The organism is Alteribacillus bidgolensis (assembly GCF_002886255.1).
GTDB classification, from domain to species: domain Bacteria; phylum Bacillota; class Bacilli; order Bacillales; family Marinococcaceae; genus Alteribacillus; species Alteribacillus bidgolensis.
On the sequence record NZ_KZ614149.1, the window covers coordinates 1,721,655 to 1,736,298 of the forward strand.

Here is a 14,644-nt window from a genome sequence, read left to right on the forward strand (position 1 = left end):
CGTGTTCTATTTGTTTTTCAGCGTTTCTTCTATTGCATGGACGCCTTTCATAAGTGTTTCCCATTCGATGGTCAAAGGCGGGAGAAGCCGTAAAACATTCGGTCCGGCCGCGATGGCCAAAACTCCTTTTTCCTGCAGTTTTATTATCGTCTCTGCTGCCGGTTCCGTTAATTCAATACCAATCATCATGCCTTTTCCACGAATATCTTTTACTTTGTTAAGAGAAGAAAGTTTCTCTTTTAATTCCTTCAGTAAGGCTTCCCCTTTATCTGCTGCTTTGCTGCTCCAATCCTCCTCAATTAGAGTACGCAGTGTGGCCTGTGCAGCAGCCATGGCAAGAGGATTTCCGCCAAATGTCGTTCCGTGGCTTCCGGGCCCAAAAGCTTCTTTTAAATGAGCTTTTCCGATAACAGCTCCCGTTGGAATTCCATTTCCCAGGGCTTTTGCGGCAGTGATTATATCTGGATTTAAACCACTGTGTTCATGTGCGAAAAAAGCTCCTGTTCGGCCAAGACCGGTTTGTATTTCATCACAAATCAGCAATGCTCCAGCTTTTTTTGCGGCTTCTTCTACCGCTTGTAAAAAAGTGTGCTCTCCCGGTATCACTCCGCCCTCTCCTTGGACCGGTTCTACTATTACAGCAGCGGTTTCTTCATCTACGGCGTTCTCCAGTGCCTTCACGTCGTTATATGGTACATACTCAAATCCTTCAAGCATCGGTCCGAATCCCTTATGAATGCTGTCCTGTCCGGTAGCTGCCATACTTCCAAATGTTCGGCCGTGAAAGGACTGGAGAAAGCTGATGATCTTCTTTCGCCCTGTATGTTTTCTCGCCAGTTTAATGGCGCCTTCATTAGCCTCTGCTCCACTGTTAGCAAAAAATACAAGATCGCCGCATGAATGAGCGGTTAGCAGTTCTGCTGTTTGCTGCTGCCCTTCGTAATGAAAAAAATTAGAGGCATGCCAGCCTTCATGCAGCTGTTGTTCTACTGCTTTAAGTACAGCCGGATGACCATGACCTAGATTTACGACACTAATTCCAGCCATTAAATCTATGTATGTTTTCCCCGATTGATCGGTTATGGTTGAACCGGAAGCACTTTTAAACGTTATATTCCATCTTTTATATGTCGGGAAAAGCTGTTCTTCGTGTTTTGATTGGTTATTGGATTCCATTTCCGGTTCCTCCTGATTTAAGATGTTATTGCTTTCTTCTTTATAATTGTTGTTCCTTTTAATGTCCCGTCTTCGTGTGTATTTTTACCGTTCCCATTAGCAATCGTCACTTTTTCAAGCTTGCCTGTTAAACTATCAGCTGCTGCTCGAACTTTTGGAATCATGCCGCCGTATATCGTTCCATTTTCTACTAGAGCGTTGACTTCTGTGACAGCTAACGTTTCCGCTAATTGTCCTTTGACTAACACACCATCTACATCTGTCACAAAAATTAATTCTTCCGCATCTATTGCTCGAGCTACAGCTGCTGCTGCTACGTCTGCATTTATATTTAACTTGCCTTCGTTTATATCCGCCGCAATCGGTGCTATAACAGGAATAAATTCATTTTGAATCAATTGCTGCAGAAAACGCACATTAATTTCTTCTACTTTTCCAACATAACCTAATGTTTCTAGGTTAATAGGGGACGCCTTAATCAAATCCCCATCAATTCCTGATATGCCGATTGCTGTTGCTTGTGTTGGCTGAAAAGCAGAAACAATTTTCTTGTTCACTTTTCCGCTTAAAACAAGTTCGGCTGCTTCAAGTACGTCTGCCGTTGTTTTTCTTAATCCGTCGACAAACTCAGGCTTGATTTGCATTTGTACTAACATATTGTTGATCGCAGGGCCGCCTCCATGTACGATGATTGGATGCTTCCCTTTTTTTTTCATCGCGGCGATGCTGTGAAAAAAGTCTGGTGACAGCTCATCCACCGTGGAACCCCCGCATTTAATAACTACAATGCCTTCCATTGTTCATCGTTCCCCTCCCCTGTTTTAATTACGTGCGGTATCCTGCGTTGATTCTTACATATTCATAGGTAAGGTCGCATCCCCATGCTTTTCCTGAACCTTCGCCGATATTTAAGTCCACCGTAATCGTAATGTTTTCTTGTTCTAAATATGCTTTTGCCTCTTCTTCTGAAAAGGAAACAGGCGTACTATTTTTTAATGTCTGAATGGAGCCTAGCGATATATCGATTTTCTCGGGGTCTAGTTCTACTTCACTGTATCCAAGCGCTACGATAATGCGGCCCCAGTTCGCATCTGTTCCGTAAATTGCTGTTTTCACAAGGTCCGATCCTACAATTTGTTTGGCTGCTTTTCCTGCTTCTTCGTCTGTTTTGGCTCCTAAGACATTCACTTCCACGAGCTTTGTTGCACCTTCGCCGTCTCTTGCAATCTTTTTAGCCAAATCCTCGCATGTGAGCTGCAGCGCTTTTTTAAACTTCTCCCACTCTGGATGAGAGGGATGCAGCGTTTCATTACCGGCATGGCCGCTTGCCATTACTACTACCATATCGTTTGTAGACGTATCGCCATCCACGGTAATGCGATTAAACGTTTTATCGGTCACTTCATTTAAAGCTTGCTGAAGATCATCTGGTTCAATGTCCGCGTCAGTTGTAACAAAGCTGAGCATGGTGGCCATATTCGGGTTAATCATGCCGGAGCCTTTCGCTGTACCGCCAAATGTTACCCGTTTCCCATTAATCATTGTTTGAAAGCAAGCATGTTTTTTAACCTTATCAGTTGTCATGATTGCCTCATTAAATAGATCAGCATCTTTAAAGGTAGGCATCGGTTTGAGATCTTTTATTCCCGGAATAATTTTGTCCATTTTTAAGCGCTCGCCTATTACGCCGGTTGATGTTACTGCTACTTGATGTTCTGGCATATCAAATGCATTTGCTGCTGATCCTCTCATCGTGTATGCATCAAGCAGTCCTTGTTCTCCTGTACAAGAATTGGCATTGCCGCTGTTTACTACAATCGCACGCAGTTTTCCTTCTTTTGCGATGCTTTCTTTGGTAACCTGCAGGGGAGCTGCTTGTATTTTGTTTAACGTATACACAGCTGCACTCGAAGCAGGCACATCACATAGAATTGCGCCGAGATCCTTACGTTTACGCTTCACCTTGGTGTGAACGCCGGCTGCTGTAAAACCATAAGGTGTAATAATACTTCCTCCGTTCACTTCTACGATTTCTTCTGTATTTTGTAAAGTGCTCATGCTTCTCTCTCCCCTGAATTTGTATATTATGGATAGATCGGGACAGAATAAAGACCGGTTTCTTCCGGAAGCCCGAACATGACGTTCATGTTTTGAACAGCTTGCCCTGAAGCTCCTTTTACTAAGTTATCAATTACAGAAACGACTGTTATTCTGCCCGTTCTCTCATCGACGGTTACACCGATATCACAATAATTTGTTCCGTAGACTTCTTTTGTAAATGGATATGTTCCGCTTTTCCTTACGCGAACAAATGTTTTATCACTATAAGCTTTATCATAGATTTCTTTCACGTTTTGTTCTGTCCACCCTTTATGCAAAGGAGCATACATTGTTGCCATAATCCCGCGTGTCATAGGAACAAGATGCGGTGTAAATGTGACGGTTGCATTTTCTTGCATCCATCCGCTTAATTCCTGCTCTATTTCTGGTGTATGTTTATGTTCATTTACCTTGTATACTTTGAAATTATCATTCATCTCACTAAAATGTGTGATGGCATTAAGAGAACGTCCTGCTCCTGTTGTACCTGATTTTGCATCAATAATCACTTGATTGGCGTCTATTGCTCCTTCTTTTACGAGCGGAGCCAAACCAAGCAGTACTGCTGTTGGGTAGCAGCCCGGGTTCGCCAACAGATCGGTTTTTTCTATTTCTTCTTTCCGCCATTCTGTCAACCCATACACTGCTTTTTCTAATAAGGATGTCTCTGCGCTTGATCGTCCGTACCATTTCTCATAAACAGATGCATCTTTTAAACGAAGATCTCCGGAAAGATCTATTACTTTTGTGCCCGGCACGAGCTGACCGGTTAAATCAGCAGACACTCCAGGCGGTGTTGATAAAAACACGACATCATGATGTTTTAAATGTTCAACATTAATATCTTCTAGTGTTTCGTCTATAATTTCAGATACATGCGGATAACTTTCGGCCATTGTCTTTCCTTCTTGGGAAGAAGAAAAGACAGCTATTTTCTTTACTTCAGGATGATTGTGAAGCAATCGTATTAATTCTATTCCGCCATATCCAGTTGCTCCGACTATTGCAGCTTTCATAAACTTGCACCTCGTTTTATCTTTATACATTTTCCGTTGATGTTTATTATAAGTGTGAATATATATTAATGCAACTGTATTTTTATATTTTTTCTAATCTCTTTTTAATATTCTTTTAATACCTTTCTTCGTTAGGATTATTAAAAAAAACAAGCCATGTTCTGTATTTATGCCGGATATGTATTTATATACATTCTTTTGCATTTATTATTAGAAAAAATCGGTTTGCCGCCGAGTACTTATGGCGGAAGTTCTTTCCAGCTCTCCCTCACTTTTATTCAACACTTCTCTCAGATGGGCGGTGTTTTTTTAAGTTTTAAAAAAAATACTGCTTTCGTGCCAAAGCAGAAAACAGATGGCACAAAAACAGTATTTATTTTCTTATTCTAATGCTTGTCTAATTTTTTCTTCGGTCTCTTCGATTTCATCTCCCCAGAAATCATTTTCCTCCGAAGTAATTAATTCGCCGTTCTCATCAAAAACAGAAAAGCCGCGGACTGATGCATTCTCGCCTGCCATTTCTGCTTTTTCTATCGTCTCCATGGAAGCGTCAGATAAAAACGTATAAGTAAAACCGACTTCTTCTTTTAGCTCTTTATGCTGCTCTGGAGAATCATTACTAATCGCGTAAATATCTGCATCAAGATCATCAAAAGAGTCTATGTGCTGCTGCAGCTGCACGAGCTGCGATACACAGTGTCCTCAGTCAACACCCGTGAAATGGAAAAAGACTGTCGGCTGGTCTTTACCGGAGATACTGACGCCTTCCCATTCTTCATCTTGCAGCGTTAACTCTTCTTCCCCATCTCCGCCGCATGCAGCTAATGTTACAGCAGCAACAGCCAAGGTAACTAGAAAAAACGTTGTCTTTAAGAAATGATTCATGTATGATTCCCCTCCTTTTCTATTAATAATAAGAAACCATAAACAAGTGTATCACCTTGTCTATAGAAAGACTATTGATTTATCTTTATCAGCTGTTTGACAAACGTTTCAAATCTTCTACTATCGGATCAGCATCATTTTCAAGGCCGTCATAGCTGCGGATAACATTGCCTTCTGGGTCAATGAGAAAAAACTTAGTAGAGTGAATAATGTCATTTTGCTCTGGGTCTTTTTCTACTGTCGTTTGAAAGGTTTCGTTTGCTAACTTTTTTATTTCTTCATCACTGTACCCCGTTAGAAAGTGCCAGCTGCTAAAATCAGCTCCATAATTTTCTCCGTATTTTTTTAAGCGGTCCGGATTATCAAATTCTGGGTCCACAGAAAAGGAGACGAATTGTACATCCACCCCTTCTTGTTCCAGTTCTCCTTGCAGGTTAAGCATATTCGGTGTCATTAAATTACAAACGGTCGGACAGCTCGTGAAAATCATGTCAGCAATCCAGTACTTCCCTTCTAAATCTTCATTGGTTACCGTCTCTTCTGCCTGATTGGTATACGAAAAAGGCTTGACTTCTAAATCTAAGTGAGATAAATCTGATCCGTTTTCTGCAGGCTTCCCGCTATCGTACAGCCAGGCACACCCACTTAATAATAGGGTTAACAACCCAAGTGCTAATAATAAAAATTGTTGTTTCATATATCTCCCTCTTTACCTATCCTTTATAACTTTAATATTCATTAGGAAAACTTGGCTTTTCGCCAAGTCATTATGGCGGAAGACGTAGTTTTGCTTATACTTTTTTCCTTTAACAAAGTTTTTCTAAAGTATAAGTAAAGGACTTATCCGGCATACTTTCCGGGATAAGCCCTCTTCAGCCAGTGAAATAATATTCATACATCAGCGGTTTTTTAAATGATCTGCATGAGCTGGAATATCGCTGATAGTCAATTCGCCATCTTGCAGTTTTTCTTTGGTCAGCCACTGTTTAAACACATAACCAATTGTTGTTACGTATACAAATTCTTGTGTAATCTTCATTACTACACCTGCAAGCTGCTGATCTGGATGTGGATCTAAAAATGAAAAACCTCCGCCTGCATTGTTCATCAATCCAGCAGGAAGTTCAGCTCCCGGCGGAAGACAATAAGCCATCACATTAGACCAAACAGCAGGATTCGTGTATGTTTCATATAAGGGGCTTCCCGCAAATATAATAAGCGCACATGCCGGTGTGATTAATATGCCGTTTCCAAAAATATAAGCAATCCGCCGAAAATCAGATAACTGATTAGTAGAAGGCAGCGGCGCAAGCATATGCCACCACATCAGCCACGCTGTGCCAAAAAGCGCTATCTGATACAAGCTATGCAAAACAGGGGCTTGCATAATAGAGTCAAACACCATCGGTATATGATAAAACGAAAACAGCGCATTAAACCCAATCAAACCAATCACCGGACTCATAACAATCCGGTACGTCACATATGCTTTCTTTGTCCACTTATGCACCCACGTGTGCAGCACCCACTTGGGGATAGAAAGAATTAAAAGCGGAACAGCTGCAAAATAAGCTAACACCATTTGGGTCATATGAATAGTAATAATGGAATGACCTGCAATATACAATGGACTGCCCCAGCCAAGATACAGCGCAAGCAGGCCGAATAGGAAACAAAGCTTTTGTTTTATGGATATTTTTTCGGCCCCTATAAACCTATGGCGCGTTTTAACAGTTATCCAGTAATATACGAAAGCAACTGCTGCCAGTACGATGATTAGTTCGGGTGTCCATAGGGCTCGAAACGTAAATGTCGAAAAAAATTCGTTCATTATATGAGCGCTCCTCCTTTCCATGCCAAAGCATGCAGCGTGCGCTTTCAATTCGTTTTCAACTAAAGTAAAATAGATAACGGATCATTCTTCTCTAAATATAGCATATTTTTTTATAGTGTTATGCTTTCTCCATTGTAAATTCTTGATACTTTTCTTACAATCTGATGAACATGCATACACTAATACCGAACATTTATCATTATTGACAAAGAGCGGAGGAACCAATCTATGCGTAAACATTTAATTGTTTTAGACCTTGATGGTACATTGTTGAAAGATGACAAAACAATATCTACTCGTACGTATAAAACTTTGCAAAATGTGAAAAAGGAAGGACATATGATTGCAATCGCGACTGGCCGGCCATACCGGGCGAGTAAAATGTATTACCAGCAATTAGGCCTAGATACCCCGATTGTTAATTTTAATGGTGCCTATATCCATCATCCCGGCGACCGCTCCTTTGGCATTCATCACTCTCCGCTTGACTTAGAAACAGCGAAAACAATTATTGATACATGCCAGGCATTTCAAGTCAATAACATTATGGCAGAAGTGGTTGACGACGTCTTTTTGCACAATTACGATGAAACGTTTATTGATATGCTTGCATTAAGCACAGAGCCTGCAGCTCACGGAAATTTAAAAAACGTTCTTCATACAAATCCTACTTCCCTTCTCGTTTATCCGAAAAAGGAAAGTGCCGAAGCGTTAAGAGAATTAATTTCCGGAAGCCATGCTCAAGGAATTGAACAGCGTTCTTGGGGTGCTCCGCATCATTTAATAGAAATCATAAAAACGGGCAACAACAAAGCAGCTGGATTACAAAAAGTAGCAGAATATTGTAATGTTTCAATGGATGATGTAATTGCATTTGGAGATGAAAATAACGATCTGGAGATGCTTAGAGAAGCAGGTATCGGAGTAGCTATGAGCAATGGATCCAAAGAGGCACAGCAAGCAGCTGATGTGATCACAGCCGCAAATGAAGAAGATGGGATTGCCATTTTCCTAGAAGAAAAACTAAAATTACATTCCCAAACATAATGGATCAATAAGTCTTGCAAGAAATTGTGATAATATATACATGGTCTTATAAAACGCCCTGCTGATTATCAGTAAAGGAGGAAACACTGTTGAAAATTTATGAAATTCCTAACGATGCTGACCAAGAAACACGCGAGAAAGTAGCTGACTTGTTAATGGGGCAAATGGAATCCATTGGAAAAGAGAATGCGTATGAATTGCTAATGGATTCCATCAATCTTTCTTTAACGGAAAACTCTTGCGCCCATATATTTGTAGCGGAATATGAAAATACAATCCTCGGAGCAGCTTTTTTAAATCTCGGCATCAGTCTTGATAAAGGCGGATATTATATTTGGCTGAATGATTTGTTTGTACATAAAGAACACCGTAACCAGGGAATTGCCAAAAAACTGCTATTAAAAGTTATTTACTGGGCTGAAAATCATGGAATAAAAGGAATCGAATTAGAAACAGGTATAAGTAATGCAGCTACCAAAGCGTTGTATAACTCACTTGGTTTTTACGATGTCGTTTCCAAGCGGTATGGATTTAGATTTTAAGCTTCAGCCATAAATATTTTGTTCTTATTTATAAATTATATATTTCATATACAGGCAAAAAAGCAGTTTTCCAGAAAGCGGGGCAGGTAGTCTGCTTAAAACCACCATTCTTTCCCATGGTCATTTAGCGGCGCCAGGCCCCGTTTTTAAACAGTTTTTTTATCAAAAGGAAATCTCGAGATAATGTATCAGCCTTCTTTGAACTAACGAACATAATAAATAATCATGGTAAAACTGGCTGGTGTTTCCCCTATATTTTCGTATACGTGATCTTTGTTTGCTTCAAAGCGAAGCGCATCTCCTTTTTCTAGTGTAAAACAATTCTCATCAAAACGAACCTGCATCGTCCCTTCCTTTAAGAAAATATATTCTTCCACCCCTTTTGGATGAGCTTCTGAATAATAGCTTTTTAAAGGATCAATATCCACGTAAAACGCTTCAAACGGTGTATACTGGTCTTTTAAAAATACGGGTTTTACATGAAAGCCCCCATGGTCTCCTTCTAGCGTTTCGAGTTCCTTATAATCGACTCTAGTTACAGCTGGACGTTCTGCTTCAATAAAAGATGTAAAAGGAACGTTTAAACCGTTTGCAATTTTCCATAACGTCCCTACGGTTGGATTAGATTCTCCTCTTTCAATTTGTCCTAGCATAGGCTTGCTTACACCCGTTATGGAAGCAGCTTCCTCTAAATTTAATCCATTATGTTTTCTGATTTTTTTTAGCCGGCTGCCAATCTGAGCCGTTAATTGTTCTTTTTCCATATGATCACCTTGAAAGAATATTTAATATAACATACAATAAATATATTATAACATACAATATAATTGTTGATGGGAGAGGGGACCGATACATGAAAGCAGCCGTAACGCTAACAACCAATCATTCTTTTGCTGCTGGTATGAAAGATGGGGCCACTATTGCGCTCGGATATTTTCCCGCTGCCATAACTTTTGGTTTTATCGCTCAGACGACAGGGCTTACCGTCCAAGAAACAATGCTGATGAGTCTGCTCGTATTTGCAGGTGCTGCCCAGTACATGGCTCTCAGCCTGCTTGCAGCCGGCACAGGGGCTATTGAAATTATTTTTACAACGTTTATCGTAAATATCCGCCACTTTTTAATGAGCGCTTCTTTAAATGAAAAAGCCGTACAAGATCATCCATTAAAGAAAGCTGGATACGCGTTTGGTTTAACTGATGAGGTCTTTGCTGTGGCCTCTACCAAAGAAGGTACAGTTCATACCGGCTATGTTTATGGCGTGTTTTTCATATCGTATGCAAGCTGGGTCATTCATTCGGGAGTCGGGCATGCTGTCGGTCAGCTGCTTCCCGAGATGCTGCAGCAAAGCCTGACGTTTGCCTTGTATGCTTTATTTATTGCTTTGCTTGCTCCTTCTTTAAAAAAACACCGGAAAATCTTTTTTCTCGCAGCGTTAGCAGCCGTATTAAACAGTGTGTTTGCTTTGATTATGGCTGAAGGCTGGGCAATTATTTTAGCTACCTTAATAGCAGCTTCAGTGCTTGAATTCATCGAACCGCTGAACCATAAATACAATGGTGCCGGCAAGAAAAGCGGGGTGGAAAGAAAATGAGCATGGAATTACTATTCATTATTTTAGGTATGGCACTCGTAACATATATTCCAAGAATGCTTCCGCTTGTTTTTTTAAACGCCAAGAGCATTCCGCCCAGGTTAGAAGGAATTCTTAAAAATGTACCTTATGCTGCATTAGGTGCCCTCATCTTTCCGGGTGTGTTGACTATTCATGACAATATTCTTTTTGGACTTACCGGTATGGCTGCTGCATTTTTGATTTCCTTTTTAGGTGGAAATTTTATCTTCGTTGTACTAGGATCGATAGCTGTTCTGACAGTACTCACACCATTTTTTTAAACAAGTAAACGGCGGAACGTTCATGTTTTCCGCCGTTTTGTGCTGCGTTATTTAATCGTAAACGTATCTGATGTTTTTAATGGTTTTTCCGGCTTTTCTCCATTCACTTTTTGGGCAAGAACTTCAAATACGACCGTATAAGACCCTCTTTCTAACGATTTCTGCGAAATATCGTCAGACCATGTTTTGGACTCACCTGGATCTATTGTTGTTTGTTTTAAAGCCTGGGTGAACATTTTATCAGCTGAATATTGATAAACAGACTCTGACTGGCCGTCTTTTTTTATATCCACTTCTATTTCCTGGCCGCTATTAAAATTCAGCTCTAAGGGATGTTCTGAGATATTTTCGAGTTCCATTCGCCAGCTATCTGAATCCACATCAAATTCTCCTGTGAGCTTCCAATTTTCTCCCATACTTTTTTGTTCTCCTCCTCCTGTCTCATTTTCCTCGGATGTTGCGCAGGCTGCTCCTGAAAATGTTAAAAAGAATACTACCATAAAAAATAGTGTTTTATTCAAACTGATCACCCCTCTCCAAAAATCCGTTTTATATAGCAGGAAAGGAAAGTATTGGTCTAGCTTCTATAAGCATTTCTCGTTTAGCATGAAGATATTTCAAAGGGATAGGGGGTTTTAGCTGCATACTTTCAGAATAGATTCTCTACCTAAAAAACTACAGGTCTAACATATTCTGTCTACACATAGATCCATGACTGGGAAAACATTTTGCTCCGTTTAATCTTTACGAAACAGTCCAAATATACCAGCGGTGTTTACAATATTCGTAAAGGCATTTTCATCTACTTCATTAATAACTTGCTGCATAGCAAACAGTTCGTAACGCGTAATAACGATCATTAACACTTCTTTATCGGTAGCGTCGTATCCTCCTTTCGCAGGCATTCTTGTAATACCTCTTGTTATATGTTTATGAATCGCTTCTCTGAGTTCATCAGGTTTTTTGGTAACAATAAATGCTGTCACTTTTACGTGACGAGTATGAATCGTATCAATGACCCTTGAACCAACGTACAATGAAACAAGTGTATATAATGCACTTTCCCAATTAAATAGCATCCCCGCAGTCATAACTATAATACCGTTCATCGTCAAAAAGTATGTACCAACAGGCCTGTCACTCACCCGTGCTAACACAAGTGCTACAATATCGAGCCCTCCTGCAGATGCACCCCATTTCAGCGCTGTTCCCGCACCAACTGCGGTAATGACTCCTCCGAATACTCCGTTTAGCAAGATATCTTCTGAGAGTGTCTCAACTGGGATCACTTCAAGGAAAAATGTCTGTAAGGCTACGTGCAAAAAGCTGTAAAAAGTGAACAGTTTTCCAACTTTCATCCAGCCGAGTATGGCAATAGGGATGTTAATAAGAAATAAAAACATACCCGTTGAAAGCGGGAGCAGCTCAGCTAAAATTTGGGCAATCCCTGCGGCACCGCTGGCAAATACGTTTGCCGGAATTAAAAATAGATTTAAACCAATTGCCGTAATAAAGGAACCTAAAATAATTACGGTTACTTTTTGTAACTCTTGTGATAAGGTAGTATTCCTCGTAATCATGGGTTTAACACCCCCTATCCATATTTGAAGTTCATTTTATATATAATCGGCCACCCAATCTGTCATTGCAATTATTCCATCGCGTGACACCTTATGCCCGGCGGAAGGATCAAGTTGATAAACCAGACTAGCATCCTCTTTCCGATACTCTTTGATTTTTTCATAAAATGCGTACGATTCATCATAAGGAACTTCTTCATCGTCACGTCCATGCCAAAAGAAAAGAGGTCTGTCTCCTAACGTTTGCTCGTTTTGGGAAAGATCATATTCAATTAGCTTTTGCACTTGTTTTTCTACATCCTCTTCAGACAACGGCAGCGCCCCTTGCTGTTCGAGCCTTGTAATTTGCTTTCTTGCAAACACTTCCCATGCCGGGTTTCCCATTAACACAATACCGCCCTTTATCCACGGAAATGCTGTTAAAGCTCCGCACGTTAAAATACCGCCCATAGAAGTGCCTCCGACAAATAACCGTTCCTCTTGTACCAAGTTCTTTTCTTCCAACTCATTTCTTATCATTTCTGTTTCTTTTAAACTTTTCAAAACGATCGACCAAAATTCCAGTAATCTTTGTTTTTCTGTGAGTCCTTGATTCCTTTCACCGTGGTGAATGGCTTCTGGTAAAATGACTCTTATATCTTTTTTTGCCAGCCGAAAAGCAACATGCAAGTTGTGTTCCTTTCCGCTTGAAAACCCATGCCAGAAGATCAATGTCGGTAAAGGCTTTTGTTCATATTCTGCTTTACAAATATGTAATGCCGGTATGGCAGACAATAATTCTTCCTTTATAGTAACCATTAGCATCTTCCTTTTGTAGTATTGAATGATTCATCATCATAAGTCAGATAATCCTTTTTTATTGTACTTGATTGAAGTTAGGCTTAAAAGAGTAAATCTTCTCTTAAACGATGAAAAAGCTGTTCCTCCGTTACAATCAAATAGCGGGGGAACAGCTTTGTGTTTCTCTTTTAGATGTCTTTTTGCTTATTTTTCTTCCATCGTTGAGCGAAGTGGTTCTTCCTCTTCTTCTTGTGCTTTGTTATAGTGGTGTACTGAATGCATGGCACCCTCTGAAACCATTTTATTATCTTCAAAATCGTACGGTTCCGAATGACCGACTTTTTCGTTTAATTGTTCATCTTCATCTTCTTTCGTATTGCCTTTCCATTTTGCAATCGTGCGTTGGGAAGCTTGTTTTAAACGGCCGCGCTTATCCTCATCTCGTAGCAAAAATGTAGCTGTACCTACTACGCCAGCTACTGCTGATGAAAGTAGTACACTTCTTTTCCTCATAGGTTATTCCCCCTGTCCTAAAAATATACTTTAAACTGCTGCTATCCTTTTTCCCTCTTTAAAGAAGAATAAACCTAAAAGTGATGGAAAATTAATTATTTACCTTTCATATCCCTCTAGTTGAAAGGCCCACAAACCGATGCGTTCTACATTACGGTCATCATCTGCAATAAACCAAAGGCTGCCACCGTTCACATGATAGATATACACTGTTTTCCCATCTGCTTTTTCTTCTACATACTCCGATCCATGGGCTCGTCTTACATCAAACAACGAATCTCCTACCGTAACTCCCTTTGCCGTTTCATAGGAAGAAGAAGAAATAATGATATAGGTCAGCTCATCGTCCTTTATTTCTAATTGTAATTCAGGAACATCCCCGGAACGTTTTTTTCCATAACGGTCGGTGTATGTAAATTCATGCATACCTCCATAGAAACCTATATAATCGGCAGGTTGTCCATATCCTGTATTCCAATGGACATCGAAATGGCTGTTTACCTCATCCATCGAATCGCCTATTTGAAGATTGTCCACGGTGAGCAAATCAGCTGTTTCTAAATGAAGCCTTCCCGGATTATCAAGCCATTCCGCTTTTATTCCAAAGGATTGCAAGTCATTTACTCGTACGACTTCTCTGTTGTTAATTTTTTCTATGTCGTTATTTTGTTCTAAGTATTCATATGGGGAAGATCTTTCTGTATACGGCAGATCTTCCTCTATTTCAGCTTTATTATTTAAGGCTTTCACCGCAGCTTGAGCAGTCACATAAAGTATTCCTTCATGAAATATCGGCTGTCCTGCATAGGTTTGAATCTGCCCATCTATGTATAGTACATGTTCCTCCTCGTCCACTTCCTGCTCCTGCGAAGGAGGCTCTGTCTCCGTTGAAAACGGCATTGCTGCTTGTGCACCATCCGTTTGACACACTAGTGCTCCCAATAAAAGAACTTGTACAAACCATGTTTTTTTCTTCATCCCCGTTCCTCTCCTGCTCTCTCTATTTAAGTCTCCGTCTTTATTATATCGTATAATAAATCAAAATAGATAGCAGAAAAAACAGGCCTTTTTTTATTTTTATAAGACCTGTATTTTTCTCTTTATGCTCGCATTTTTCCAGTAATAAGCCTGTAGATGAGTACAATTAATGCGACAACAAGTAAAATATGAACTAATCCTCCTGCGATTTCAAACACTAACCCTAATAACCACAAAGCAATTAGAATACCAATAATCGTCCAAAACAATCTTAGTCCTCCCTTTCATTGTTTTTGC

Annotated in this window: 18 protein-coding genes and 1 pseudogene; 4 read left to right on the forward strand and 15 right to left on the reverse strand. The window is 40.1% G+C overall.

What is annotated here, in order from left to right:
• Positions 1-6: 6 nt before the first annotated feature.
• From CEF16_RS08705 to ctaG, 8 genes and pseudogenes are all read right to left on the reverse strand, one after another.
• Positions 7-1,176, reverse strand: coding sequence for an acetylornithine transaminase (locus tag CEF16_RS08705; protein WP_091584912.1), 1,170 nt, complete (start codon positions 1,174-1,176; stop codon positions 7-9).
• 17 nt (positions 1,177-1,193) lie between these two features.
• The gene (gene argB / locus CEF16_RS08710) at positions 1,194-1,973 is read right to left on the reverse strand and encodes an acetylglutamate kinase (protein WP_091584910.1); all 780 of its coding nucleotides are present in this window, start codon (positions 1,971-1,973) and stop codon (positions 1,194-1,196) included.
• A 28-nt stretch (positions 1,974-2,001) separates the two neighbouring features.
• Complete coding sequence (gene argJ, locus CEF16_RS08715) at positions 2,002-3,234, reverse strand: bifunctional glutamate N-acetyltransferase/amino-acid acetyltransferase ArgJ (protein ID WP_091584908.1); 1,233 nt, start codon at positions 3,232-3,234, stop codon at positions 2,002-2,004.
• 26 nt (positions 3,235-3,260) lie between these two features.
• Positions 3,261-4,292, reverse strand: a complete 1,032-nt coding sequence (argC, locus tag CEF16_RS08720; protein WP_091584906.1) for an N-acetyl-gamma-glutamyl-phosphate reductase — start codon at positions 4,290-4,292, stop codon at positions 3,261-3,263.
• A gap of 381 nt (positions 4,293-4,673) precedes the next feature.
• A pseudogene (locus CEF16_RS08730) lies at positions 4,674-4,979 on the reverse strand (peroxiredoxin family protein); the annotation flags it as partial.
• A gap of 15 nt (positions 4,980-4,994) precedes the next feature.
• Entirely contained in the window at positions 4,995-5,177 is a 183-nt protein-coding gene (locus CEF16_RS08735) for a hypothetical protein (protein WP_091584900.1), read from the reverse strand.
• Between the two features lie 88 nt (positions 5,178-5,265).
• Positions 5,266-5,874 carry an SCO family protein gene (locus CEF16_RS08740; protein WP_091584898.1) on the reverse strand — a complete coding sequence of 203 codons (609 nt, stop codon included), beginning with the start codon at positions 5,872-5,874 and terminating at the stop codon, positions 5,266-5,268.
• A gap of 201 nt (positions 5,875-6,075) precedes the next feature.
• Positions 6,076-7,008 (reverse strand): cytochrome c oxidase assembly factor CtaG, encoded by a 933-nt coding sequence (ctaG, locus tag CEF16_RS08745; protein WP_091584896.1) that lies wholly within the window; start codon positions 7,006-7,008, stop codon positions 6,076-6,078.
• Between the two features lie 231 nt (positions 7,009-7,239).
• On the opposite strand from ctaG, the gene CEF16_RS08750 reads away from it, so the two are divergent.
• Both CEF16_RS08750 and CEF16_RS08755 read left to right on the forward strand, forming a co-directional pair.
• Positions 7,240-8,058 carry a Cof-type HAD-IIB family hydrolase gene (locus tag CEF16_RS08750; protein ID WP_091584894.1) on the forward strand — a complete coding sequence of 273 codons (819 nt, stop codon included), beginning with the start codon at positions 7,240-7,242 and terminating at the stop codon, positions 8,056-8,058.
• A gap of 86 nt (positions 8,059-8,144) precedes the next feature.
• Entirely contained in the window at positions 8,145-8,600 is a 456-nt protein-coding gene (locus tag CEF16_RS08755) for a GNAT family N-acetyltransferase (protein ID WP_091584892.1), read from the forward strand.
• A gap of 203 nt (positions 8,601-8,803) precedes the next feature.
• On the opposite strand, the gene CEF16_RS08760 is transcribed toward CEF16_RS08755, so the two are convergent.
• Positions 8,804-9,364: a helix-turn-helix domain-containing protein gene (locus CEF16_RS08760; RefSeq protein WP_091584891.1), complete on the reverse strand. Its 561-nt coding sequence runs from the start codon at positions 9,362-9,364 to the stop codon at positions 8,804-8,806.
• A gap of 89 nt (positions 9,365-9,453) precedes the next feature.
• Here CEF16_RS08760 and CEF16_RS08765 point away from each other — a divergent pair, with 89 nt between their 5' ends.
• Positions 9,454-10,194: an AzlC family ABC transporter permease gene (locus CEF16_RS08765; protein ID WP_091584889.1), complete on the forward strand. Its 741-nt coding sequence runs from the start codon at positions 9,454-9,456 to the stop codon at positions 10,192-10,194.
• Positions 10,191-10,496 (forward strand): AzlD domain-containing protein, encoded by a 306-nt coding sequence (locus tag CEF16_RS08770; protein WP_091584887.1) that lies wholly within the window; start codon positions 10,191-10,193, stop codon positions 10,494-10,496. The genes CEF16_RS08765 and CEF16_RS08770 overlap by 4 nt, the downstream gene beginning before the upstream one ends.
• Positions 10,497-10,543: 47 nt before the next feature.
• Here the strand turns inward: CEF16_RS08770 and CEF16_RS08775 are convergent, their stop codons facing one another.
• The 6 genes from CEF16_RS08775 to CEF16_RS23245 form a co-directional block, all read right to left on the reverse strand.
• A complete protein-coding gene (locus tag CEF16_RS08775) occupies positions 10,544-11,017 on the reverse strand; it encodes a BsuPI-related putative proteinase inhibitor (RefSeq protein WP_091584885.1) in 474 nt (157 codons plus the stop codon).
• A 216-nt stretch (positions 11,018-11,233) separates the two neighbouring features.
• Positions 11,234-12,076 carry a YitT family protein gene (locus CEF16_RS08780; protein WP_091584883.1) on the reverse strand — a complete coding sequence of 281 codons (843 nt, stop codon included), beginning with the start codon at positions 12,074-12,076 and terminating at the stop codon, positions 11,234-11,236.
• A 36-nt stretch (positions 12,077-12,112) separates the two neighbouring features.
• Positions 12,113-12,874, reverse strand: coding sequence for a prolyl oligopeptidase family serine peptidase (locus CEF16_RS08785; protein WP_170031741.1), 762 nt, complete (start codon positions 12,872-12,874; stop codon positions 12,113-12,115).
• A gap of 186 nt (positions 12,875-13,060) precedes the next feature.
• The gene (locus tag CEF16_RS08790; protein WP_091584879.1) at positions 13,061-13,369 is read right to left on the reverse strand and encodes a hypothetical protein; all 309 of its coding nucleotides are present in this window, start codon (positions 13,367-13,369) and stop codon (positions 13,061-13,063) included.
• 99 nt (positions 13,370-13,468) lie between these two features.
• Positions 13,469-14,347 (reverse strand): hypothetical protein, encoded by an 879-nt coding sequence (locus tag CEF16_RS08795; protein ID WP_091584877.1) that lies wholly within the window; start codon positions 14,345-14,347, stop codon positions 13,469-13,471.
• 122 nt (positions 14,348-14,469) lie between these two features.
• Positions 14,470-14,616, reverse strand: a complete 147-nt coding sequence (locus tag CEF16_RS23245) for a lmo0937 family membrane protein (RefSeq protein WP_139185947.1) — start codon at positions 14,614-14,616, stop codon at positions 14,470-14,472.
• Between the last annotated feature and the right edge of the window lie 28 nt (positions 14,617-14,644).